Genomic DNA, 23,793 nt, shown 5'->3' on the forward strand with positions numbered 1-23,793 from the left:
CCGACACGGCCAAACACAAGAGGGGCGGTCATGGGGCGATCCAGCTGAGGGCGAACAAGGTTTGCCCGGGCAGTTCGAAGCTCACGCGACCGTCCCGGCAGTTGAAGGGCGAGTCGCGGCTGCGATTGTCTGCACCGAAGTAACGCAGGGAGCCCTTGCCCAGCGGGCAGGCCACACCGTTGAGGTCGACACGCTGCAAACGCGTGCCCTTGTTCACCCCCAGCAGCGTGCGCTTGAGGTCGTCGGCCATGGCCAGCACATCGACTTCGAAGGCATCGTTGTCCAGGCGCACCACCTGGTGCAGCCAGTGTTGCTGGATGAACTGCTGGGCCAGGCCGACGGGTTTGAGCTCGAAATGATCATCGCCGAGCACCCGCAGCATGCCCTTGGGGTACTCGGGCTCGTCCGCGGCCTGGAACCAGCCGAGCATGTCGAGCAGACCGTCCTGGGACGCGTTGATCACCACCGAGGCCCACCACAGCGAGGCGTAGTGGGTTTCCTGATCGTAAGGGCTGAGGCTGGCACCGCTGGACATGTTGGTCTGGTCGAGCAACAAGGCCTTGCGCGGCCGACCCTGGGCGTCGAGTCCCACCAGTTCGGCGGCACGGCGCACGCTGTCACGATAGACACGGGTCGCGAGCAGGTCGCGGATCATCCATTCGTGCCAGGCCAGGGCGTCAATCTGCTCGCCGTTGTCCTTGAGCAAGCGCCGGGCCCAATCGATGCCGCGCCGCTCGCTGGCGTGGTCAGACAACGGGCCGTTGATAAAACGCGAGCTGGCCGGGATGGCGATGCGCACACCCGCCCTGGCGTTGTCGGGGTTGTCGCGTACCTTCCGGGCCATGCTGTTGAACAGGGCCTGGAAACTGGCGTAGTCCGGGTAATTGAGGTTCGGCTCATCGGCAAAACCGATGTAGTGCGTGCCCTTGCCGCCCAGGGCGCGGGTCGCGGCCAGCCAGGCCTCGAGGCCGCCATGGCTGGTGCTGTCGAGGTGCAGTTCGGCCTGGCGCTGGCTGCCGGCCAACAGGGTGATGTCCTGGGTGATGCCGAACCGGTCCTGGTACAGGCGACGGAACGCGTCTTCGTAGTGCGGCCGCGTGGCCATGATGTCGACGAGGCTGTAGTAAGTCGCTGCCTGCGGTTTGAGCGCATCGAGCACGGCAAAGCTGGCGGGCGGCGGCATCACGTAGGGCAGGGCGATGCCCAGGTTCGGCGTGTTGCCGAGCAGCTCCTTGTGCAGGGTCAACCGGGTCCGGCCATCGTCCTCGCGCAGCGGCTTGAGCTGTTGCGGATTCTGCGCGAACAGATTGGCCGTGCCATCGAGCCAGAACGCCGCCTTGCCGGTGCCTTGCAGGCGCAGGCGCCAGACCTGGTCGCTGTCGGCGACCGGCAGCTGGGCCTTGTCGAATTGCCAATAGGCGCGGTAGGGCTTGAGGGGCAACGTCAGTTGCTTGCCGTCGCCCACGCGCTGGGCATGCAGGGCTTCGACGCCATCGTGGAACTTGCCGGCGAGGACGGCGTGTTCCCCGGCCGCGACCTTGAAATACAGCTCGTCGCCGTCACGGGTTTCCGCGCTGAAATGCACTTTGGCCGGTGCGAACAGCGCCACCGTGTGCTCATCGTGTTCCACGCGGTAGCGGCGGAAGCTGTAGCCCGGTATCTCCAGGCGATAACTGCTGGCACCCGGTGCCAGTGGCCAGCGCTGGCTGCCCTGGGTCTCGGCGGCGGCAATCGCCCGTTCGCCCGCAAGCCGGCCCTGGCCATCGAGCAGATACAGATGTTCTTCGTTGGCCCCGGCCTGCCACGCCGGCACCCATTGCACGCTCAGGGTGTCGGGGCGATCCGTTTGCAGGTACAGGCTGCCGTCGCGGATATCGGCCCAGCGCATCGGCCCGGCGTAGGCGTCGACGCTCAGGCCAAGGCTCACCAGCAGCGCAAAGTACTTCATGCCGACTTCCGTTGCAGTACCAGTAGCATCGGCGCGATATCGCTGGGCAGGATGATCAGGGTTTGCCAGAGCGGCACCTGGCTCAGGCGGCAATACATCGCCAGCAGGGCGACCGTCACCGCCAGGTAGGCGATGGACGAGGCCGCCGCCGCGCCGACGATGCCGTAGGCCGGGATCAGCACCAGGTTCAGCGCCAGGTTGAGCAAGGCACCGAGGCCCATCAGCAACGAAATCGAACCGGGGCGATTCTTGCCCAGCAAGTCCAGGCGCAGGATGCTCGCGTAGCACAGCCCGAGCAGGCCCGGCAGCAGGGCGAGCAATGCCGGATAGGCCGGTTGGTAGGCCACGCCGAATAGCGTGACGATCAGCCACTCACCGATCAGCGCCATGCTCAGGCAGGCGCCGAGCATCACCGTGGCCGTCAGGCGCAAGGCCAGCGGCGTGACTTTGTCGATGCCTTCTTCCTGTTGCAGCAGGCGTTTCATCAGCGGCGTGGTCACCGCTTCCGGGACGATCAGCAGCAACTCGGCGGCGGCACTGGCCATGGCGTAGTGACCCAACGCGGTGCTGCCGAGCAGGGCGCCGATGAACAGGTAGTCCGAGCGCAGGATCACTTGCTGGAACAGCAAGTCCGGATGGCTGCGGGCGCTGTAGCGCAGCAGTTCGTTCTGGCTGGCGCGGTCCCATTGCAGGGTCAGTGGCTGGTTGCGCTTGAGCCACACCCAACCGACCAGCACCACCAGGCTGATGCCCGCCAGCCAGCTGATCAATGCCGCTTCCAGCGCTGCGCTTTGCCACATCCAGAACAAGGCGAGAAACAGCAACAGCGGCACCAGCGATTCGATCAGGCGCAAGGCATTGAAGGCGACTACGCCACCCGAGGCATTGTGCAAGGTCAGCAAACCGCTTTTGAGCACAGTCAGCGGCACCGCCAGCAGCAACAGCCAGGCGAGCAGGCCCAATTGCGTGGTGATGTCCAGCTCACTGCCGAACTCGCGGGTCAGCGCCACCACCAGCAGGGTCAGCAACGCCGCCAGCAGACAACCGAATACCAGCACCTGGCTGAGCAGCAATCCCATCGGTCGTTGCTTGGCTGCCTGATAACCCACCGCGGAGTTCAAGCCGCCGCTGGTGGCCGCGCTGATCAGGTCGGGCAGGGTGCTGAGTAAGGCAAACAGGCCGCGCTCGCTGGGGCCGAGAATCCGCGCCAGCAGCACGTTGCGCAGCAAGCGCAAGGCGATCATCGCAAGTTTGGTGCCCATGCTCAGGGCCAGATGCTTGAGGTAGTGGCTGCGGCTCATGGACGTGCCCCACGGTAGATGCGCCAGGACAGCAACTCGGGATTGCGCGCGGTACGCTGGCTGACGCCGAAGCGCGGCAGGGCCAGCGGATCTTCGGTCCCTCGATAAATGCCGGTGCCGGTGCCCAGGGCAAACGGGAAGTCATGCCTGGCCACCTGTTGGCGCACCCGCGCATCGTTGTCACCATTGGGGTAGCAATAAACCGGCAACGGCTGGTGGCAGCCGCGGAGCAGTGCGTCGCGACTGCGGCGCAGTTCTTCGTTCAGGCGTTGATCGTCGAGACCGGTGAGGATCGCGTGGCTGGCACCGTGGGGGCCGAAGCGCACCAGGCCGGACGCTTCGAGCGTACGCACCTGCTGCCAGTCCAGCGCCTGGGGCAACGACTCTTGCGGGCAGTCGTCGGTCAGGCGATTGAGGTCCGGCGGCGACAGGGTCTTCAGGCTCTGCAGGAAATTCAGCAACGCCAGGCTGCGGCGCTGCTCGTCCGGGTCATCGCACAGTGTCGGCAGCGCACGCCCCGCGAGCTGCAAGCGTGCGATCAGGTGCCGGCGTGCCTGTTCGCCATGGCTGTTCCACAGGGTTTCGCCGATGCTTTCCCACCAGAATCGCTGGCGGCTGCCGATGAAATCGGTGGACAGGAAAATGCTCGCCGGCACCTGGTATTCCCGCAGCAACGGGAAGGCATTGACCGCGTTGTCGCGCCAGCCGTCATCGAAGGTGAGCGCCACTTTCGGCCGTTCCGAGCGCGGCGTGCCCGGTTGCAGAATGTCCATCAGCGGCACGCAGTCGAAGTGTTTTTTCAACCACGCCAGCAGGTGTTCAAACGCCTTTGGCCCGACGCACAGTTCATTGCGATGGGGCAGTGCGGCGGCCCGGTCGCTGGCCAGCACCCGGTGCAGCATCAGGATCACCCCGGCGCCGTGCAGTTGATTGCGCCCGACCGGGGAATTGAGGTACAGCCAGCCACTGGTGCGTTTTAACAATTGCTTGATCGCCATGGCGCGCGCCTCTCATCGATTTTGCTCGGGGTTCCATTGGGCGTAACGCTGACCGCGCAGGAACTGCCACAGGCCGATGCTCATCCCGGCAAGGGTCACCAGAAGGAACGCGGCGAGGCGAAAGGGTTTGGGCAAGCGGTGTCGCGAATCCAGCAGGCCGGCAAGGGCCACCGTGTAGCCGAGCAGTTGCGCGATCAGGCTCAGGCGATAGAAATCGTGGTCTTCCCACAACCAGAAATTGCTCAGCAGCAACGGCAGCAACAGGATCGGCGCCAGTCGCCGGATCAGCTTGTGGCTGATCAGCGCAATCGCATACAGGCCGTGGGTCAGCGGATTGAGCAACTCGCGGCGCTGGGCCAGGCTTTGCAGGCCACCGACCGTGACCCGCTGACGGCGGCGGAACTGCTTGTCGGCTTCATCCACGCCCTGGTCGATGACCCGGGCCTGGGGCACGTAGACAATCTTTTTGAAAGCCGCCGGCGCGCAGGTGCTGATAAAGAAGTCGTCGTTGACCTCCGCCGGCACGTTCTGGAACAACTCGCGGCGCAGGGCGAGCAATGCGCCGTCGGCGGAAACCATGCAGCCGGTGCGATTTTCCACGTAGCGCAGCCAGCCTTCGTAATGCCGGTACAGGCTGTCGCCAATGCTCAGGCCCTTGCCGGTCACCGGGATCACCATGTGCCCGGCGCAGCCGCCGACCTGCGGGTCGTTGAGTGGTGCGAGCAGATGGCCGAGGGTGTCGCCGGACCATTGGTTGTCGGCGTCGGTGAACACCAGGATCTCACCGCTGCTGATCGCGACCCCGGCATTGAGCGTCGCCGCCTTGCCCTGGCGGGGCAGGTCGAGCACGCTGATGCGCGGGTCATCGACCCTGCGTGCGCAGGCCACGGTGTCGTCGGTCGAACCGTCACTGGCGAGGATGATGTGCAGCGAGCGGGCCTGGTAGTCCTGGGCCAGCACGGTGCGCAGTTTTGCTTCGATATGCCGCGCCTCGTTGTGTGCGGCAATCACGATGCTCACGTCCATCGGTTGAGCCGGTCCATGACGCGGTGCCCGATAAAAGGGTGCCAGCAACGTCAGTAACAGGGGATAGCCGAGGTAGGCGTAGACCGGTAGCAACAGGCACAACCAGAAAATGAATTCAGCCACGGGCGGGCCTCCTGGCATTCCAATGACAAAGGCTGAGGACCAATCCGGCGCCCGCCAGGTGCAGGCGCACCCAATGCAGGCCCCAGAGTTGCAGGGTCAGACGCATGTCGTGGTGTTTGGCACTCTGGCGCAGGCTCAGGCCCAGGGCGGGCAGGAGAGTCAGCATCAGCATCAACACCGCGTGGTGGGGGAAGCCGTCGAGCAGGGCGGAAATGGCCAGGAAGTCGATCCCCCAGGCGGCCATCGACAGCAGCGGAAAACGCAGCAGGCGCAGGCTCGGGCCATGGGTGTGCAGCAGTTGCAGATGACTGCCCTGGCGCCACAGTTCCTTGCCCATCCATTCGCGCCAACTGCCTTCGTAGCCCCAGTGCAGCGCCACGCTCTGGTTGACCGAGCACAGCCTGGCGCCGGCGTCGGCCAGGCGCATGGTCAGCTCCTTGTCCTCGCCGGTGCGCAGTTGTTCATTGAATCCGCCGACCTTGTCGAACCAGCGACGGCGCATCAGCAGGTTGGAACTGGGCAGCCATTGCACGACTTGCAGCGGCTGCGTATCGGGGCGCAAGGTGCGGCGCTGCCAGGCATCGGCGTACCACGGCGCTTCGGCCGGGGTGTGCAGGTCAAGCCCCATGACATCGGCCTGGCCGGCGGATTCGAGGTCGAACAGCAGCTCGAACCAGTTCTCCGGCATCTCGATGTCGGCATCGATAAAGGCCAGCCATTCACCACGGGCGATCGCCGCTCCGCGATTGCGCAATGCGCCGATGAGCAGGCCGGGCAGGACCAGCACCTGGGCGCCGAACTGCCTGGCGATGTGCGGGCCCTGGTCGTCGGAGCCGTTGTCGACCACGATCAACTCGCATTCCACCCTGGCCGCATCGGCGGCATGTTGTGCCGCGAACAGGGTCCTGGCGATGTGCCGGGCTTCGTTGTACATCGGGATGACGATACTGATGCGGTTCATGCCCTGGCCTCCGTCAACGGGGCTTCTTCGGCCTTGGTGCGCAGTACGCAGGTCAACGCGAGCATGATCCACAGGTACTTGTGGTTCGGCGCGCTGAGGAACATCAGGAACAAGGTCAACGACAGAAAACTCATGCTCAGGTGGGTCATCACATCGGCCTGCGCTGCGTTCCCTCGCAACAGCCAGACCCGGCGGGCGCGAAGCAGGTTGTACAACCCCAGGGCCAGCATGCCGACGAACATCAGGCCGGCGGGAATTCCCAGTTCACTGACGATCTCCAGGTAGGTGTTATGGGCACGCCGGTACAGGTCTTGCGTCTCGCCTTTGATGGAAAAGGCCTTGGCGTAACCGGTGGTGGCGTAGTGCAGCGGGAACGTGCCGGGGCCGGTGCCGAGCAAGGGGTTCTCGGCGATCATCGCGCCGCCGACCACAATGTAGGAGGCGCGACGGCCCAGGGACGGGTCCTGGCTCTTGGCCCCGGAGCCGAGGATGCTCAGCGACTGGATACGCTCCACGTAACCGGCCGGCATCGCATAGAACCCCAGTGGAATCACAATCGCCAGGCCGAGCATGGCAAAGCCCAGGTGACGCGGGCGAATGCGTGGCAACTGCGCACGGTAATGCCACGCACCGATCAACAGGCTGAGGAACAACACCACCAGCCCCGAACGGGAATCGGTCTTGGTCATGCCGCCCAGCAACAGGAGGGTGCAGCCCCCCCAGAACAACCGGTGCAACAGGTTCGGGCTACGCACCACCAGCAACAACGCCATGGGCACGGCGAAGGCGATCAGCAGGGCAAAGTTGTTCGGGTCCTTGAGCAGCCCGGAGGCGCGGCCCGCGTCCTGGTATTTGGTGGAGAACATGGCCATGGCGCAGGTCACCGCGACACTGATGGCGACCAGCCGGGCGAACATGTCGAGGTTCAACTCACGCGCCACCAGCAGGGTGATGACAAACAGGATCAGGCCGACGCTCAATTCGCGCAGGTGGCCCAGGGAGATGCCCATGTCGTCGGTGTTCAACAGGCTCAGCAGGTACAGCAACATGAACCCGACCAGCAAACGCCAGATATTGCTGCGCAGGCGATCGGCCGGTATCTGATGAATCGCCAGTTGCAGCATCAGGATCAGCGCCAGCGAGGCCCCGAGGAACTTGGTGCCCGACAGCGAGTTGGCCTTGAACAGCCCCTCGAACGGCAGAATGGCGACAATACCCAGAAGGCCCCAGGCAGGCTTGCGGTACAGCACCGCGACACCCACCAGGCCCAGCACCGCTCCCGGCGCCAGGTACGGATAGGGACTGGCCAGCAAACCGAGGCAGACCAGACCGAGCAAACTGACGATCGAGAGTGGAAAGATCACGCGCGTGCCTCCCGTGCAGTGCGGATGTAAAGCTGCGACCAGCGTTCGGCCAGGGCCTTGAGGTCGTAGCGATCCCGTTGCGTACGTTTTGCGTTGTCGATCAACTCGCCGGCCAGTGCCGGGTCACGCACCAGCGTGCCGATCTGGCGGGCGAGGGCGGCGCTGTCGGCGGGCGCGGCGAGCAGGCCGTTGTGGCGGTCCTGCACGACATCGGGAATCCCGCCAACGCCAAAGGCCACCACCGGCACCCCGGCCTGCATCGCTTCGAGCAGAATCATCGGCGTGCCTTCGGTGCGCGAGCTGATCACCAGCGCATCGAGTTGCCGCCACCAGACCCGCATGTCGGTCTGGTAGCCCGGCAGGGTGATACGCGCCTGCAATCCTGCTTCGTCGATGCGCGCCTGCAGGCTTTCGCGCTCCGGCCCGTCGCCGAGCATCACCGCATCCAGTTGCGGATACTGCTGACACAACGGGATCAGTGCATCGAGAAACAGGTCAGGGCCTTTTTCACTGCTCAGGCGCCCGACGTAACCGGCCAGCCAGCGCTGATGTGCGCCGCTTTGCGGCAGCAGGTCGTTGGCCGCCGGCAGGCCGTTGGGGATCACCTGCAACTTGTCCGTGCGCACGTTGGCCTGGCGATGCAGCGCCGCAATGCTTTCGGCGACACACACCACCCGGTCCACCGAAGCCGTACGGCACAGTTGCAGGCTCAGCCAGGTGTAGAACTTCTGCTTGCGGCTGCGCGGGGTAAAGCCGTGCTGGGTGATCACCAGGGGCAGGCGCAACAGCGTGGCGCCGACCCAGCCGAACAGCAGGCCCTTGAAGTTGTGCGTATTGATCAGTGGCCGCCGGTCCCGACGCTGGCGCAAATGCCCCAGCAACGCGCCCAGGCCCGCGCAGCCCAGGCAATCGACACCGGCCTGGCGAAAACGCGCGATCAGCTCTGGCGGCGCATCGAGAAACAGCACCTGGTGCTGCCCCGGCGTCGCCAGGCAATGGTCCAGCAGCATCCGCTCGGCCCCATAGAAGCCGCCGCTGCTGAGCAAATGAATGATCGGCAGGTCGCCGGTGGTGCCGAGCGCCGCGTTCAATTGCGCACCCAATGCACGAGGGCCGGAACGCTCCAGTTCTTGTGCGGATTGTTTGGCAGGGTGTTTTGATCGTTGAGCACCAGCAGCACCGGCAAGCCCAGTTCATGGGTGATTTGCGCAGGGTGCTTGAAGCGGTGGTCGAAGAACTCACGCACGTAGACCAGGGCAATCGCCAGCAACAGACCGGTGAACAGCCCGAACGGAATGATCAGCAGCGGTTTGGGGAACGCCGCTTCAGTCGGTTCGAACGGCGGGCTGAGCACCCGGGCGTTGGACAGGTCGTTGTCCAGCGCGCGCGCGGTGCTGCTTTCGGCGAAGCGCTGGGCATAGGTGGAGAACGCCGCATGCAGCGCATTGATCTCGGTGTCCATTTGCCGCAGCTTGCTCTGGGTTTCCTGCAACTGGTGGATGCGGTTCTTGAACTCGGCAATGCGCGCGGTTTTCTGGTTGATGATCGAGCTGACCGTCGCCAGGTCGCTGGTGCGCTCCTGGATCCGGTTGCTGACAATCTTCAGGAACTGCCCACGGGTGCGGGTGATTTGCTCTCGTGCCAGCAGCATCGGCTCACTGCTGGGCTGAAAGATCGCCAGGTCGCTCATGTAGCGGCTGACCAGGGTCGTCAGTTGCTCACCCAGTTGCTTGATCTCGCGGTCTTCGAAAGCGACGTTGTCGACCGTGGTGGTAAAGGTGTAGGGGAAGGTGTAGTCGTTGAACCTGGCGTTGTTGGCGGTGGCCAGGTTGGTTTTCAGGTATTCGAGCCAGCGCTGGCTTTGCAGCAACCGGTCCTGATACAGGTTGAGCGCTTGCTCCTCGGTGTTGATCGCGTTGAGGCGGAATGTGATTTCTTCCTTGGGATCGGACGAGCCGACGTTTTCGAGCAAGGCCAGGCGGTTGGCTTCCAGGCCATCGAGTCTCACCTGGTACTGCAACTTCTTGGTTTCGTAGAAGCTCTGCGGCAGGTCGATCGACTGCATTTCCTGGCGGTTGACCAGGTAGTTCTGCAGCAGGGCGGCGACGAACCGGGTGCCTTGGGCCGGGTCAGGGAAGCTGTAGACGATCGAGATCACGTTGGAGCCCGGCAAGGTTTCAATCTTGAGATCGTCGGACGCTTCCTGCGTGAGCACATCGAGCTCGGTGTCGCGTACCGGATCGGTCTGCAGCCCCAGCATGTTGCGAAGCGGGTTGATCACCTGCTCGCGAACGGGATTGCTGACATACCGTTTGAACGGCTGCACCAGCAGTTTGTTGAAGACGCTCACGGGCGGTGTGTACTCCCCATTTTCGCGCAACTGGCCGATGGTCTGGCGGATCAAGGCCGGCGAACGCAGGATGTTGCTCTCAGTCTCCATGTCCGCCAGCGACGGCGGAATGAAGGAAGCGTTCTCCTGGTTGAGGGTGCTGGTGGCATCCCCTTGGGAGAGTTTCTTGGACTGCACGATCACCTGGGCGGTGATATCGAAGCTCTGCTTGAGCATCAGCGGCAAGACCACGGCGATCACTGCAAAGACCAGGAACACTCGTTTCACCAATTGCTTGTTGGCGAAGAAGATCCTGAAGAACTCATGCAGGTAGTTTTCCTTTGGATTCATGGCGGTCACCTGTGAGTTAGTCGTTGCTGTCTTTGTTGTCGACGCGATAGCTGAAGCTCATGCCCACGCCCTGGAACAACACCACGTCCGCCAGTTGCCTGGCGAGTTCGCCGGCGCTGGCCAGTTTGGTCTTGGGCACGTACAGCATGTCGTCGGCCTGCAGGTAGGCGATTTGCGAGGCATCGCCGGACAAGGCTTTCTCCACGTCATAACGATGTGCGACCACCTGGTTACCGTTGCGCCGCATGATCATCACCGAGTCCAGGCGCGCCTTGACGTTGGAGCCACGTGCCATGGTCAGGGCCTCAAGCACCGACACTGGGCGGCGGATCGGGTAGGAGCCCGGCTGGCCGACTTCACCCAGCACAAAGATCTCATTGCCGGCGGTGGACTTGAGCAGCACGTCCACGGTCATGCGGCCCGGCAAGGTGGCGTAGCGTTTATTGAGGTAGGCCTCCAGTTGGTTGACGGTCATGCCTTGCAGCGGCACGGAGCCGATTTCCGGGAAGCTGGCGTAGCCGTCGGTGCCTACGGTGATTTCCCGGCTCATGCCGGTGCCAGGGTGATTGAGCACGGACTTGAGGTTCTGTTCATTGGTCAGCGGGGTCACCAGGTTCACCGACAGTTGATTGCGGTTGGGCTGGAACAGCTGTTTGCGGTCGTAGGCGCGCTGAATCGCATCACGTGCCTGATCGCGGGTCAGCCCCTCGATTTTCACCGAGGTGTTGGCCCCGGGCAGTTCGATGGTGCCATCGGGCAGCACCAACTGGTTGCCGTTGAGTTGGCTGGCGGCGGTGAAGTTCAGCGAGATCATGTCCCCGGACTGCACGCGATAGGCGTCGGAACCACTGGTGCTGATGTGGAAAATCACGTCCAGTACATCTTGAGGCCGCAGGGTCTGCTCGACCTTGGGCACGTCGGTGGCCTGGGCGTTGGCCGGCGGAGCCGTGAGGATCTGCACCGGCATGCTTTGGGATTGGTCGGAGGAAGTGCTGGAGCAACCTGCAAGCGGCAGCAACAGCAGGACAAGCATCTTGGCGTTCATGGCGTCATCCTTATCTGATTGCTCACAGGTTTTTGTACAGCCACTTGGGCATGTAGTACTTGCGTCGGTTGAACACGCTGCCGACCAGTTTCGCGCCGGCCTGACTCAGGCGTTGGGCCGCGGCTTGGGCCACTTCCCAGCGAGTGTCTTCAGAGCGCACGACCATGACCACGCCGTCCGCCTGGGTGCTGATGGCCAGGGTGTCGGAATCCGAATACACGGCATCGCCGTCGATCACCACGAACCGGTATTGACTGCCGAGTTGATCGAGCAGCGGGCCCAGGCGTTCGGGTGTGAGGTGTTCGTTGCCCCGGGAGTGGCGGCCGAACGGCAGGACGTGGAACGGCAGGCTGGACACATCCACCACACAGTCCTGCAACAAGGGCGGGTTCTGGGTGTTGAACAGCAAGTCGTGAAACCCCCGTTCCCTGGTCAGCCCCAACTGTTGCGTGAGGTTGGTCGCCGACTGGCTGGCGTCCACCAGCAGCACCAGGCCACTGCTCATCTGCGCCAGTTGGCTGGCCAGCGTCAGGGCGCTGGTGGTGGTGCCCGCGCCGGGGTTGGCGGCGGTCAGGAACAGGATCCGCAGATCCTGGTCCAGCACGGTCGATGTCAGGTTGGACTCGCTCGGGCTGGCAATGCTGAGGCTTTTAGCAGTTGAACCGTCCATTTAACTCGCTCCGTGGCCGCTGAATACTTTGAAAGGGGTTTTCAACAGAATCTTCAAATCAAGCAGCAGGCTCTGTTGGGCGATGTAACGCATATCCAGCTCAACGCGCTGGTCGAAATCGATATTGCTTCGCCCGGAGATCTGCCACAGGCCGGTCATGCCGGGGTAGATGCTCAGGCGAACCAGGTGATTGTCCTTGTAGCGGTAGGCGTTGAACGAAGTGGGCCTGGGGCCGACAAGGCGCATGTCGCCGGTCACTACGTTGAACAGGTTCGGCAGCTCGTCGAGACTGGTACGCCGCAGAAAGCCGCCGATACCGGTGATGCGCGGGTCCTGGTCGATCTTGAAATCGATGGCGTCGGCGCCGTGCTTGTTCAGGTGCCGCAGGGACTCCTTGAGCTCCTCGGCGTTGATGACCATGGTGCGGAACTTGTACATGCCGAACAGGCGGCCGCGGTAACCTGTGCGCTTCTGCACGAACATCACCGGCCCCGGGCTTGTGCATTTGATGGCCAGCGCCAGACCCAGCAGCACCGGCGCAATCAGCACCAGGATCAGTAGTGCACCGCAACTGGCCAGCACGCGGTTGGTGCGCGACAGGGTCCAGGGTCGGCCACCGTCGCGACCGGTAATCCAGCCACGTCCCTGCCTATGGATGGCGGCGTCCATGCGCATGCGGTGCTCGGGGTCCATGCGTTTGTCCCTGCGCATTGTGTCCAGGGACAGACTTTTCTCATGACCAGTCATAAATCCTCCGCAAAGTTCAGCCGCGTGCGGCGTGGGCGATAGGCAGTCAGTTAGTGTTAAACAAATTATTGCTTGGTTAATTATTTTTGATCGCTTTGTTACTTAGTTAATTGGTATTAATCAGTTAATTAATTGTTTGATTAGTGTTGAGTGTTTAATTATTTAGTTGGTAATAAGCGCGGAACCAGGCAACGAAGCGCCAAAGTCCCTCATCCAGCTGGATGCGCGGCTGGAAATCGGTCGCGCGAGCCAGGTCGCTGGCATCGGCGCAGGTGTTGAGGACATCGCCGGGCTGCAGCGGCAGCAGTTCGACCCGGGCTTTGTGCCCCATGTGTTTTTCCAGCAGCGCCAGATAATCCTTGAGCGCTACCGGGTGCTGGCCGCCGATGTTGAAAATCCGCCAGGGAGCCATGCTCGTGGCCGGGTCCGGGTGTTCGCGGTCCCATTGGTCATTGGCTTGCGGTGGGCACTCGATCAGGCGCGTGATGCTCTCGATGATGTCGTCGATGTAGGTGAAGTCGCGCTGGTGCTCGCCGTAGTTGAACAGTTTCAGTGGCCGCTCTTCGGCGATGGCCCGGGCGAACTGGATCGGCGACATGTCGGGCCGTCCCCAGGGTCCGTATACCGTGAAGAAGCGCAGCCCGGTGCAGGGAATGCCGAACAGGTGGCTGTAGCTGTGGGCCATCAACTCGTTGGACTTCTTGGTCGCGGCATACAGCGAGAGCGGATGATCGACACCATCGCGCACCGAGTAGGGTGTGTGCTGGTTGGCGCCATACACCGAGCTGGACGAGGCGTAGACCAAGTGTTTGACCGGGTGGTTGCGGCAGCTCTCGAGGATGTTCAGGAAACCGCTCAAGTTGCTGTCCAGGTACGCCCGGGGATTTTCCAGGGAGTAGCGCACCCCGGCCTGGGCCGCAAGGTGGATCACCACTTCGGGCTGTTCCTCGGCAAACAGCGTCTCGATGGCCGTGGCATCGGCCAGGTCAATCGTTGAGAGCGGGAAAGGGCGTGCCTGCTCCTGCACCCAGCGCACGCGATCGCGCTTGAGTTGCGGGTCGTAGTAGCTGTTGAAGTTGTCCAGGCCGAACACCTGGTGGCCGTCGCGCAACAGTCGCAGCACGCAATGGGCACCAATGAAGCCGGCCGCTCCGGTGACGAGAATCTTCATGGGCGTACGGCCTCGGGCACGATGTGGCGCAAGCCGATGCCGCTGTAGTGCAGGCCGGCAGCCGCCACCTGTTCCGGGTTGTAGAGGTTGCGCCCGTCGACGATTACCCGGCAGCGCAGTTTGCTCGCCAGCAGGTCGAAGTCGACCACGCGGAAGTTCTTCCACTCGGTGCAGATCACCAGGGCATCGGCGTCTTCGAGGGTGTCATCGCGGGTGGCGCACAGATGCAGGTCGTTACGGTAGCCGTAGAGGCGCCGGCATTCGGACATGGCTTCCGGGTCGTAGGCCTGCACGCTCGCGCCTTCGGCCCAGAGTGCCTCCATGAGATAACGGCTGGGGGCTTCGCGCATGTCATCGGTATTGGGTTTGAACGCCAGGCCCCACAGGGCGACGGATTTTCCGGCCAGCCCGCCGGGAAATTGCGCCTTGAGTTTGCTGAACAGGATATGGCGCTGGTGCTCGTTGACTTCGGTCACGCTGCGCAGCAGACGCAAAGGCATGCCGCAGTGCTCGGCGGTGTGCAGGAGGGCGCGCAGGTCCTTGGGGAAGCAGGAACCGCCGAAGCCGCAACCGGGGTAGATGAAGTGGTAACCGATGCGCGGGTCCGAACCGATGCCTTTGCGCACCGCTTCGATGTCGGCGCCCAGCAACTCGGTGAGGTTGGCCAGTTCGTTCATGAAGCTGATGCGCGTGGCCAGCATCGCGTTCGCCGCGTACTTGGTCAGCTCGGCACTGCGATTGTCCATGAACATCAGTTTTTCGCGGTTGCGGCAGAACGGTGCGTAGAGCTCGCTCATCTGGCTGCGGGCTTCATCGTCGGCGGTACCGACGATGATCCGGTCCGGGCGCATGCAATCGGCCAGGGCACTGCCTTCCTTGAGAAACTCCGGGTTGGACACCACCCGAACCTTCAACGAACCTTTGCCGCGGCGCTGCAGCTCATCGACAGCGGTGGCACTGACCTGGTCCGCCGTGCCGACCGGCACCGTGGACTTGATGATCAGGGTGCGGTCGGCCTCCATGAAACTGGCAATCTGCCGGGCCACGTTCAGCACATGGCTGAGGTCGGCCGAACCGTCTTCGTCGGCGGGCGTACCGACGGCGATGAAGATCAGATCGGCATGCTCCACCGCATCGCTGGCCTGGGTGGTGAAGAGCAGGCGACCGGCCTTGATGTTTTCTTCAAGGGTGGCGCTAAGCCCTGGCTCACTGATCGGTGGCACGGCCTGTTGCAGTTGCCGGATCTTGTTCGGGTCGATGTCGACACACAGGACACGATGTCCGACATCGGCCAGTGCCGCTGCTTGTATCAGGCCGACATAGCCCGTACCAAATACGCTCACGTCCATACTGGCGTGCCTCGTAAGACGGTGGAGAGTCGCGAAGTGAAACTGTAAAAATGGGTATAGACCAGCCTCGGCAAACCGCGTCAACCGTCCGGCATGTTAAATAGGCAAGACACCCAAAATTCGTGGGGGCAATTGCTATTAAACTCGCACCACTGTTGGGTTTGTCCCCGATTTTGAGCGTTTGGCGAGAGGCCAAGGAAATCGATAAACGGTCGTAAGCCGCGAAATACAAGGGCTGTAGCAGCTTGAGCGTGTCAGAATTGAGTCACCGGTTTATTGACGCTTTTCCCTAAACTTCGACAGCTCTTACGCATATGTGGCGATGTGCCGTTGTCAAGAATCGACCGACAATTTATTGACGGGTGTCTGTCCGGTCATTGCAGAATTCACTGATCTGACAGGTCGACGGGGGGCTGGCCATGGGCATTTTCATGAGTCGGGCGCGCCGATTGCCGGGCGCCCGTGAGCGGGGGAGGTGGTGTCAATTGACCACGCGGGCACCCAACCTTGCGTCGGCGGTTTGCGGTTTGGCCTTGGGGTCGTGCAGCAGGGAGAAGCCACGATCGAGCAAGGTCTGGCCGATAAACCGCGAGCCCGCTTCGTTCAAGTGTGAGTCGTCCAGGTACAGCAACTGACCCTCGATGATCGGACTGCACACGCCGCCCGGGCATATCACCTGATTGGGGTCGATGAAGCGTATCTGCGGGAACCTGGCGCGCACGTCCGCCCAATAGGGCGCCAGAGCGCTCTGGGCGACCGAGCAGTTGCGCCCGGTGCCGAACATCAGCCGGCGAATCGGGCAACTCGCGGCCTTTTCGATGTGCTGGTTGCTCAGGATGACGATCACCTGGCCGCTGTTCTCCACCACCCGCCGCAGGCTCGCTTCGACCAGATCCCTGGCCCGGACATCCTTGGGCCAGATCGCCGCCAGTACCACGTAGCGATACTTGTTCTGCTCGATCAGGCTGAACACCCGTTCGTTGCGTTTCGCACAATGGGCCGCATACACCGGAGGCATTTCGGCGGTGTAGCCGAGGATCGGCGGGCAGGAGTCCATGGTGTAGTCCATGAGCATGATGTTGTTGGGCCTGGCCAGAATGTCGACCATGCCGGTGAAGTGATTGGCAAACGAGTCGCCGATCATGATGCCGTCCAGTGCCTCCTTGGTTGCGCCCAACCGGCAGCGCTCATTGGGTTCGGTCTGGTACAGCGCATTGGGCACATGGCAGCCGCTGCGGACCTCGGCAGGCTTGTTCAGGGTCATCGCTTCAAGCGCTGAAACGCCGGCGTTGAAGCGTTGTGGAAATCCGTTGAACTGCAGGCTCAGCCCCGCCAGCACGGCCAGCCCCAACGCCGGAAGGGCAAACCGGCGGGTGAACACCCGGGCAAAGTGCAGGCTGGCCCCGGTACGGCGAAACGGCACTTCGACGTACCGCCAGGACAGCCACGAAAGCAGGATAGAGGCGGCAATCAGCAGCGCGCCCACGGGCAGGTCGATGGGGATTTCCACGTAGTTCAGGAAGGCGATCAGCGGCCAGTGCCACAAATACAGCGAGTAGGAGATCAGGCCGATAAACACCATGGGCCGGCTGGTGAGCAGGCGTGAATGGCGTTCACCGCTGCCGGCCAGGATCAGCAAGGCGGCGCCCAGGCAGGGAATCAGGGCGTTGATCCCGGGAAAAGTGGAGTTGGGGTTCAAGGCAAACAGCGAGAAACCGATCAGCAGGTAGCCCGCCAATGCATAGCCATGGGCCGTCCGTTTGCCGATCATGCGCGGTGAATGGAGGTAGATCGCCAGCAGCCCGCCCAGCATCAGTTCGAAAAAACGCGTGGGCAGCAGGTAGTAGGCGGCCGTGGCGAAGACCCCCGTTGCGTACTCGGAAACCCCCACCGCCAGCACCACGCCGATGGCCAGCACGGGCAACACGTAACGCGGCGCCAGGCGATACAGCAACACGATGAACAGCGGCCAGATGACGTAGAACTGCTCTTCGATACCCAGCGACCAGGTGTGCAGCAAAGGCGCTTCGCTGGCATCGGCGGCGAAGTAGTTACCGTACTTGACCCAGATGTAGATATTCGAGACGCCCAGCAGCGAGAACAGGGCGCTGACGTTGAGCCGGACCAGGTCGACCGGAGACAGGATGAAGGCGCCGGCGATCACGGTCGCCAGCAGCACCGTCGCCAGCGCCGGTACGATGCGGTTGATGCGCCGCTGATAAAAACCCTTGAGCGAGAATGCATTGCGCTTGACCTCGGAAAACACCTGGGAAGTGATCAGGAATCCCGAGATGACGAAGAAGATGTCGACGCCCACGTAGCCGCCGGGCAACAGGCCGGCCTTGAGGTGATGCAGCAGCACTGCAATCACCGCGACAGCGCGCAGCCCATCTATGTCGGAGCGATACTTGCCTTGAGCCATGCGCCTGACCATCCGTAAAACCGCAGCCATCCATCGTTGTCCACCCCTGACAATCGCTGTCAGGATTGCGGACACTCAACCCACCCTTCATTTGTAGCTGGAAACCGGGGGGACGCAAAAAACCAAAGGCCCCCGTGGCGCACGAGCCTGGTTTTTGTGGGAGCGAGCCTGCTCGCGAAGACGGCGGCACATCCAGTATCGATGTGACTGACATACCGCTTTCGCGAGCAGGCTCGCTCCCACAGGGTTCTGCGTTTTACCTGGCTCCTACAGTTTCCCGGGAATGAGCAAAGAGCCTTTTTGTTGTCCCTGCCGGGCTCGCCAGGCGCCCGGCGCGCACCCCAGCCACCGCAGGCATGCACGGTTGAAGCTTTGTACATCGCTGTAGCCCAGGCGGTCGGAAATCTCCACCAGCTCCAGGTCTGTCCCCTGCAAAAAGTCTTCGGCCCGGTAGCGGCGGTACTCGTCGAGCAACTCGGAAAAACTCCAGCCCAACGCTTTCAAACGCCGGGCTGCGGTGCGCTCGAGCAAGTGCTGGGTGCTACACCATTGCTGCCAGTTGGCTTGTGCGAGGTCGACGATCAAGTGGTCGCAGACTTGCTCCAGCAAGGTCGGCTCGCTGTTGCGCCGGGTCTGCTCCAACAGTTCGACCAGTGTCTGCTCCAGTTCATGATTGCCCGGCGTCAACGGGATGACGAACAGCTGTGGATCGAGGCGGATCGAGTGTTGCGCCTGTTGCCACTGCACCGGGGCGCGGAAGGCTTGCTCGTGATCCTGCGGGTTGGCGGTGCAGGGCCCGGTCAGCCCGATGCCCAGCACCGGATCGCGCTCCAGGCCGCTGGCGAGGAACTTGCGCCGCAACATGCTGCACAGGCTGATCAGGATGTAATCGGCGGTGGCTGCGCTGGCTTTCACGCTGCCGCAATCGAGCAGACGCAGTTCGACGTTGTCGCCGCCGCGCACGATCTGCGCCTGGAAGTGCCCGTTGAAAAACGGAAAGAAGCGCACGAAATACTGGCAGGCGCTGTCCAGTGAGTCGGCCACGTCGAACAGGTACGTCAGGCCATTGGTGGCGGTGGAAACGAAACGCCGACCGGCCGCCAGGCCGATCAACGGATCGCCGGTCTGTTCCAGGGCGAACGCCCAGAAGCGCCGCGACATGAACAGCGCAACGCGCATGAAGGGCGTGCGCAACTCGAACAGGCTGCGACGGAACAGGCCTTCAATGCTTTCCCGGTCCACACCGCGGGCCAGCAACTCTTCGATGGCCGGCAGCAGGGTCGGCGCGTAGAACGCATTGGGTATGGATTGATCGTGCAGTGGCTGATCGCTTTTTGTCATTTAGGGCTCACAGCTTGTTCCGGAACACTGGTTAGGCTGCCCGACGTTAAGCGATTTGCCGGAGCAAGACCATGCTTGATTTACGCCAGCTCGATTTGAACCTGTTGCTCGCCTTCGATGCGATTTACCAGCAGCGCAGCGTCACCCGTGCCGCTGAGGTGATGTGCCTGTCGCAACCGGCCATGAGCAATGCGTTGCGTCGCCTGCGCGAATTGTGCGGCGATCCGCTGTTCATCAAAAGTCGCCTGGGCGTGACGCCGACACTGGTCGCCCATCGTCTGGCCGACTACGTGCGTGCAGCGCTCGAGTCATTGCGCGATGGTTTGCGCATGATCCCCGCCGCGCGGCAGAACAATCCGTTGCTGCGCATCAGTTGCCTGGATTGCCTGCAACCGGTGCTGCTAGATGCCTTGCTCGAATCGCCCCACGCCGATTGGCAGGTGCGTTATTTCCAGCCCCGGCGTCGCGACGCCTTGCAGGACCTGGCCAGCGGCAAGCTGGATATCCTGATCGATCTCGACCAGCCGCTGGCCGGGCTTGCGGGCCTGCACAAACAGGTATTGCCCGCCGACCATTACGTGTTCGCCTATGGCACCGCGCTCAAGGCGCCGCCGCGCACCCTGCAGGAATATCTGGAGCAACCGCAGATTCAGGTGTCGAGCCGCCGCGACGGACTCAGCCCGGTGGACTTGCAACTTGGCTTGAAAGGCCTGCGCCGCCATATCGCGATGAGCACCCAGAGCACCCTGGCCGCGAAGCTGATCGCCGACCGCCAGCCGCTGGGCATCAGCCTGCCGAGCCGGGTCGCCAGTGTGCTGGGCCTGCAACAGGTGCCGCTGCCCCTGGACGAACCCGTGGAGTTGAAACTGGCGTTGTACATCGAGTCCCGCTATCGCTTCGAGCGCAGCCGTGAGGAGGCGATGCATTGCCTGCTGCGCGCACTCGGTGAGCCCCGGGCATTGCAGGCGCTGGCGCGGCGTGCGTGACATCAAGGCAACGGCGAACCCTGTGGGAGCGAGCTTGCTCGCGATTGGGCCGTGTCAGCCGACATCATTGTTGAATGACACACCGCTATCGCGAGCAAGCTCGCTCCCACAAGGATTGCGGCGTTGCAGGCAAGCCTTAGTTCGACGCCAGCAAACGCCGGTCAACCGTCAGCACCGCCTCGACCATCGCCAGCGCCGCCGGTGTCAGGGAGTGGCCGGCGCGGCTGACGATGCCGTAGTGCAATTGCAGGCCGGGGTCGTCCTTGGGCACATCGGCAAACTCCAGCAGGCGGATCAGGCCCTGATCGACCAGTTCGGCCAGGGCCTCGATGGTTGCGATGCCCACCGCGTCGGAGCGCATCACCACGCGGCGGATGGCATCGAACTGCGCGCATTCCACGCTCGGGTTGAAGTCCGCCTCGCCCTGCGAATCGGCGAGGATCTTGCGGATCATCGGCGGTATGCGCGTGCCGACCACCGCGTAGTCGAGCAGGGCGCGCAGGGACAGGTCCGGCCGTTGCGCCAGGGGATGACCGACACGGCAAAAGAACCGCCCGCGCCGGGGGCGCAACAGCTGTACCTGGTATTGCGGGTCGCCGGTGAAGTAGCGCGCGTCGGCCACGAGGAATTCGATCTGCTGTTCACGGAGCCAGACCGCCAGTTGTTCCCAGTCGCCCTGATGGAAACTGATGCGGATCGCCGGGTGCGCCTGGATGAATTCCGCCAGCGCCTCGGGTACCAGCAACTGTGCCGGATACGGGCCACAGCCGAAGTGCAACTCGCCACCGGTCAGACCGTTGTATTGCGTCAGTTCGTTTTGCAGGGCCTGGCTGCCAGCGAGCAGGCGCCGGGCATGTTGCAGCACCAGTTCACCCTGGCCAGTCAGGCGGAATTCGCGGCTGCTGCGCTCCACCAGCGCGCAGTCGAGGTCGCGCTCCAGGGTCTGGATGCTACGACTGAAGGCCGGTTGGCTGAGATTGATCGCCTCGGCGGCGCGCCCGAAATTGCGGTAATCGGCCAGGGCGACAAGGTGGCGGAGTTGTCGTAGATCCATCATGCGTCTCCTGCATTTGGCGGATACTTTTAATGCATTGGATCGATAGCATAGAGGCTGGCATAAGTACACGCCTGTCTTCTCGTCGTAACGTGCCATGACCTGCCAACCGTTCATTTCCAGCGCCTTCACCCGCACCATTCTCAGCCATGCCCGGCAGTCCGGCCTGTGTCAGGACCAACTGCTGCGACGGGCCGGCATCTGTCTTTCGTTGCTCGAAGGGCAGGATCTGCACGTGCCTGCGCACCTGGTCGAGCGCCTGTGGAACGAATGCGAACGTGCGGGCGCGGGGGTGTCGTTTGGCTGTGAACTGGTCAATGGCATGGCGACCACCACGTTGCGGGGGTTGAACATCCTCCTGGACTCCGCCGCCACCCTGCGCGCGAGCCTGGCGTGCTTCACTGATTTCCTGCCACGGGTGACCAACTATGTGGTGGCGGAACTGGAGGAGGGTGACGGGCAGGCCCGCCTGCACTTGCGCAGTGCTGGCCGGCAGGCGCATTTTTTCGGCCTCGATGCGGCGACCCTGACGTTGGTGCGCAACATTGCCCGACGCTTGGGGCGGGCGCCGGCCGAGGTGTTTGTCTGCGTTCACCTGACGCCGCAGCAGGCTGCCGGGCAGTGGTTGCGTAGCGTTGGCATCGAGGTGCTGCAGGGGGCACATCCGTGTTTGAGCCTGCCGGCGGTTAGCCTTGATGAGCCGTTGCTGGGGGCCAATGCGTTTTTGCATCAGAGCATGTTGCGGCATTGGCAGACTGCTGCGACGCAACAGAGTCGTAGCGACAGCCTGGAGTTGGCGCGGCACTGGTTGACTGCCGGCGATCAGCCGATTGAGCGGATTGCCGAGCGGTTGGGGTATCGGCAGGCCAGTAATTTTATTCGGGCGTTTCGTAAGCGGTTTGGGGTTACGCCCAAGCAGTTTCGTCTGGGGTTGTAGTCTTGGTTTTTGGTTGAGTACATATCCGTTATTTAGGTAACGGCGGCTTATGGTTTCGCCCTTACGTACGGCCCCTCGCTGAGGCTCGGGGTTCCTTCGCTCCGGTATTCATCCGGGGGCATTGCCCTCCGGTCGGCTGCGCTTCGACCTGCATGCAATGAGTTCGGCTGCGCCGAACGGCACTGCGCGCCCATCCCCGGATGAACACCTTCAGCCTGCCGATGAGGGGGCGGGTGGATCAAGATCACAAGCTGCAGGCGAGCTAACGCTCGGCCTGATGAGTGGTGAGGAGCAGGTGTTCGCAACTCTGCTCTTCTGTAATTGTATGGACTCGCCCCCACTGTCTACCCGCTTTTGAAAAACCGCTGCCCCGTTGCATCTATGTATCAGGCCTATTCGTGGAAGCCGTCTTCGGCTTCTGGCCAAAATTGGAAAAACTCGTGGTATGCCGATTACAGTCAGGCCTCGAAGGCCAGTAGGAGCTTAGGCATCAACCCACGCCGGTCTTACCTGGGGTCAATTTTTTTCAGCAGAGGGTCAGACGGTTAGTACCTCGGTGGCAGAACTCTGTCGCTCAGTGGCCCATTGTCGCTGGCTGGCCATCACCAGCGTGGCGACGATAAGTCTGGTCATTCTGTAGAAGCACCCAGACGATTCGCAGGTTGCGGTTGGCTAGCCTGATCGCAGCCTCCTTGCGGCCCAACCGGCTCATCCAGTGCAACAAGCGGCGGTCATCGGGTTGCTGGGAATCAGGTCGTAGTTGTTGCAGCACCGCATGGGCTCCCTGGATCATCAGGCTGCGTAAATAAGCATCGCCTCGCTTGGTCATGTCCCCCAGCCGGACCGTCTGCCCACTGCTGTGCTGGTCAGGCACCATGCCAAAATACGCGGCAAACTTGCGGGCATTGGGAAATCGCTCAGGCTTGGTTTCCTTGGCCACCAGTGCCGTGGCAGTGACCGGGCCGATGCCGCGCACAGTCATTAGCCGCTTCGCCGTCATGTCGGCGTTGGCGGCCACTTCCAGGCGTCCCGTCAGTACGCTGATGCGCTCACCCAAATGGCGCCACTCGGCCAACAGTTCGTCGATCAGTTCACGCAGCAGGCCCGGCACCGGCTGGGTGGCATCTTCCAGCACCCGCGGGATTTTCTGGCTGATCGCAACATCGCCCTGTGCCAAGGCTACGCCGTGCTCAAGCAGCAGGCCGCGCATCTGATTACTGAGGGCCGTGCGTCGACGCACATAGCCCTGGCGGGCGCGATGCAACGCCTGCATGGCCAGCGCTGCAACGCTTTTGACCGGTACTGCGCAGATTTTTTCATCGCGATTAGCCCGCAGGATCGCCAGCGCATCGTTGCGATCATTTTTAGGCCCGCTGCGATGTGTGGCCACCAAACCGGCTGGAAGAATCCGCACCGGATTGCCTTGGTCTTGCAGCTGCCGGGCCCAGGCCTGGGCACCCGGACCGGTCTCCATCAAAACCATGACATGAGGCGACAACTGTCGGAGAAAATCATAAAACGCCTCGCGCGACTTGATCCGCTGCTCGTAGAGCACCTGGCCGAGGACATCTTCGCCGGCGACCTGAAAGACCTGTTTGGCCAGATCGACCGCCAAGGTTATGCAGGCCGACAAATCGGAAGAAGACACAGATTGCTCAATCGAACTATGA

At 62.6% G+C, this 23,793-nt stretch carries 19 protein-coding genes; 2 read left to right on the forward strand and 17 right to left on the reverse strand.

The features are described 5' to 3' along the window. Positions 1-28: 28 nt before the first annotated feature. From PPUTUW4_RS10070 to PPUTUW4_RS10140, 15 genes are all read right to left on the reverse strand, one after another. Entirely contained in the window at positions 29-1,948 is a 1,920-nt protein-coding gene (locus tag PPUTUW4_RS10070) for a hypothetical protein (protein WP_015094534.1), read from the reverse strand. Then, positions 1,945-3,249 (reverse strand): oligosaccharide flippase family protein, encoded by a 1,305-nt coding sequence (locus tag PPUTUW4_RS10075; protein WP_015094535.1) that lies wholly within the window; start codon positions 3,247-3,249, stop codon positions 1,945-1,947. The genes PPUTUW4_RS10070 and PPUTUW4_RS10075 overlap by 4 nt, the downstream gene beginning before the upstream one ends. Then, on the reverse strand, positions 3,246-4,247 hold the full coding sequence (locus tag PPUTUW4_RS10080; RefSeq protein ID WP_015094536.1) for a polysaccharide deacetylase family protein: 1,002 nt from the start codon (positions 4,245-4,247) through the stop codon (positions 3,246-3,248). The genes PPUTUW4_RS10075 and PPUTUW4_RS10080 overlap by 4 nt, the downstream gene beginning before the upstream one ends. Positions 4,248-4,259: 12 nt before the next feature. Then, positions 4,260-5,396: a glycosyltransferase gene (locus PPUTUW4_RS10085; RefSeq protein ID WP_015094537.1), complete on the reverse strand. Its 1,137-nt coding sequence runs from the start codon at positions 5,394-5,396 to the stop codon at positions 4,260-4,262. Further along, positions 5,389-6,357, reverse strand: a complete 969-nt coding sequence (locus PPUTUW4_RS10090) for a glycosyltransferase (protein WP_015094538.1) — start codon at positions 6,355-6,357, stop codon at positions 5,389-5,391. Before PPUTUW4_RS10090 ends, PPUTUW4_RS10085 begins: the two co-directional genes overlap by 8 nt. After that, complete coding sequence (locus tag PPUTUW4_RS10095; protein WP_015094539.1) at positions 6,354-7,721, reverse strand: O-antigen ligase family protein; 1,368 nt, start codon at positions 7,719-7,721, stop codon at positions 6,354-6,356. The genes PPUTUW4_RS10090 and PPUTUW4_RS10095 overlap by 4 nt, the downstream gene beginning before the upstream one ends. Then, a complete protein-coding gene (locus PPUTUW4_RS10100) occupies positions 7,718-8,812 on the reverse strand; it encodes a glycosyltransferase family 4 protein (RefSeq protein ID WP_041475008.1) in 1,095 nt (364 codons plus the stop codon). The genes PPUTUW4_RS10095 and PPUTUW4_RS10100 overlap by 4 nt, the downstream gene beginning before the upstream one ends. Continuing rightward, positions 8,809-10,401 (reverse strand): Wzz/FepE/Etk N-terminal domain-containing protein, encoded by a 1,593-nt coding sequence (locus tag PPUTUW4_RS10105; protein ID WP_015094541.1) that lies wholly within the window; start codon positions 10,399-10,401, stop codon positions 8,809-8,811. Before PPUTUW4_RS10105 ends, PPUTUW4_RS10100 begins: the two co-directional genes overlap by 4 nt. Before the next feature lie 16 nt (positions 10,402-10,417). Beyond that, positions 10,418-11,446, reverse strand: coding sequence for a polysaccharide biosynthesis/export family protein (locus PPUTUW4_RS10110; RefSeq protein ID WP_015094542.1), 1,029 nt, complete (start codon positions 11,444-11,446; stop codon positions 10,418-10,420). A 22-nt stretch (positions 11,447-11,468) separates the two neighbouring features. Continuing rightward, positions 11,469-12,116 (reverse strand): CpsD/CapB family tyrosine-protein kinase, encoded by a 648-nt coding sequence (locus PPUTUW4_RS10115; protein WP_015094543.1) that lies wholly within the window; start codon positions 12,114-12,116, stop codon positions 11,469-11,471. Further along, the gene (locus tag PPUTUW4_RS10120) at positions 12,117-12,863 is read right to left on the reverse strand and encodes a sugar transferase (protein ID WP_015094544.1); all 747 of its coding nucleotides are present in this window, start codon (positions 12,861-12,863) and stop codon (positions 12,117-12,119) included. It lies immediately after the preceding gene. Positions 12,864-13,017: 154 nt separating this feature from the next. Continuing rightward, positions 13,018-14,034, reverse strand: coding sequence for an NAD-dependent epimerase (locus PPUTUW4_RS10125; RefSeq protein ID WP_015094545.1), 1,017 nt, complete (start codon positions 14,032-14,034; stop codon positions 13,018-13,020). Further along, on the reverse strand, positions 14,031-15,383 hold the full coding sequence (locus PPUTUW4_RS10130) for a UDP-glucose/GDP-mannose dehydrogenase family protein (protein WP_015094546.1): 1,353 nt from the start codon (positions 15,381-15,383) through the stop codon (positions 14,031-14,033). The genes PPUTUW4_RS10125 and PPUTUW4_RS10130 overlap by 4 nt, the downstream gene beginning before the upstream one ends. Before the next feature lie 481 nt (positions 15,384-15,864). Further along, entirely contained in the window at positions 15,865-17,835 is a 1,971-nt protein-coding gene (locus tag PPUTUW4_RS10135) for an acyltransferase family protein (protein ID WP_227698118.1), read from the reverse strand. 237 nt (positions 17,836-18,072) lie between these two features. Then, positions 18,073-19,146: an AraC family transcriptional regulator gene (locus PPUTUW4_RS10140; RefSeq protein WP_015094548.1), complete on the reverse strand. Its 1,074-nt coding sequence runs from the start codon at positions 19,144-19,146 to the stop codon at positions 18,073-18,075. Between the two features lie 71 nt (positions 19,147-19,217). On the opposite strand from PPUTUW4_RS10140, the gene PPUTUW4_RS10145 reads away from it, so the two are divergent. Continuing rightward, positions 19,218-20,132, forward strand: coding sequence for a LysR family transcriptional regulator (locus PPUTUW4_RS10145; protein ID WP_015094549.1), 915 nt, complete (start codon positions 19,218-19,220; stop codon positions 20,130-20,132). Positions 20,133-20,268: 136 nt separating this feature from the next. On the opposite strand, the gene PPUTUW4_RS10150 is transcribed toward PPUTUW4_RS10145, so the two are convergent. Next, entirely contained in the window at positions 20,269-21,189 is a 921-nt protein-coding gene (locus tag PPUTUW4_RS10150) for a LysR family transcriptional regulator (protein WP_015094550.1), read from the reverse strand. A gap of 94 nt (positions 21,190-21,283) precedes the next feature. Between PPUTUW4_RS10150 and PPUTUW4_RS10155 the strand changes: the two genes are divergently transcribed. After that, entirely contained in the window at positions 21,284-22,123 is an 840-nt protein-coding gene (locus PPUTUW4_RS10155; protein ID WP_015094551.1) for a helix-turn-helix domain-containing protein, read from the forward strand. Positions 22,124-22,697: 574 nt separating this feature from the next. Here the strand turns inward: PPUTUW4_RS10155 and PPUTUW4_RS10160 are convergent. Next, positions 22,698-23,756, reverse strand: coding sequence for an IS110 family transposase (locus tag PPUTUW4_RS10160; RefSeq protein WP_086780471.1), 1,059 nt, complete (start codon positions 23,754-23,756; stop codon positions 22,698-22,700). Between the last annotated feature and the right edge of the window lie 37 nt (positions 23,757-23,793).

This window comes from Pseudomonas sp. UW4 (assembly GCF_000316175.1).
Taxonomy (GTDB): Bacteria; Pseudomonadota; Gammaproteobacteria; order Pseudomonadales; family Pseudomonadaceae; genus Aquipseudomonas; species Aquipseudomonas laurylsulfatiphila.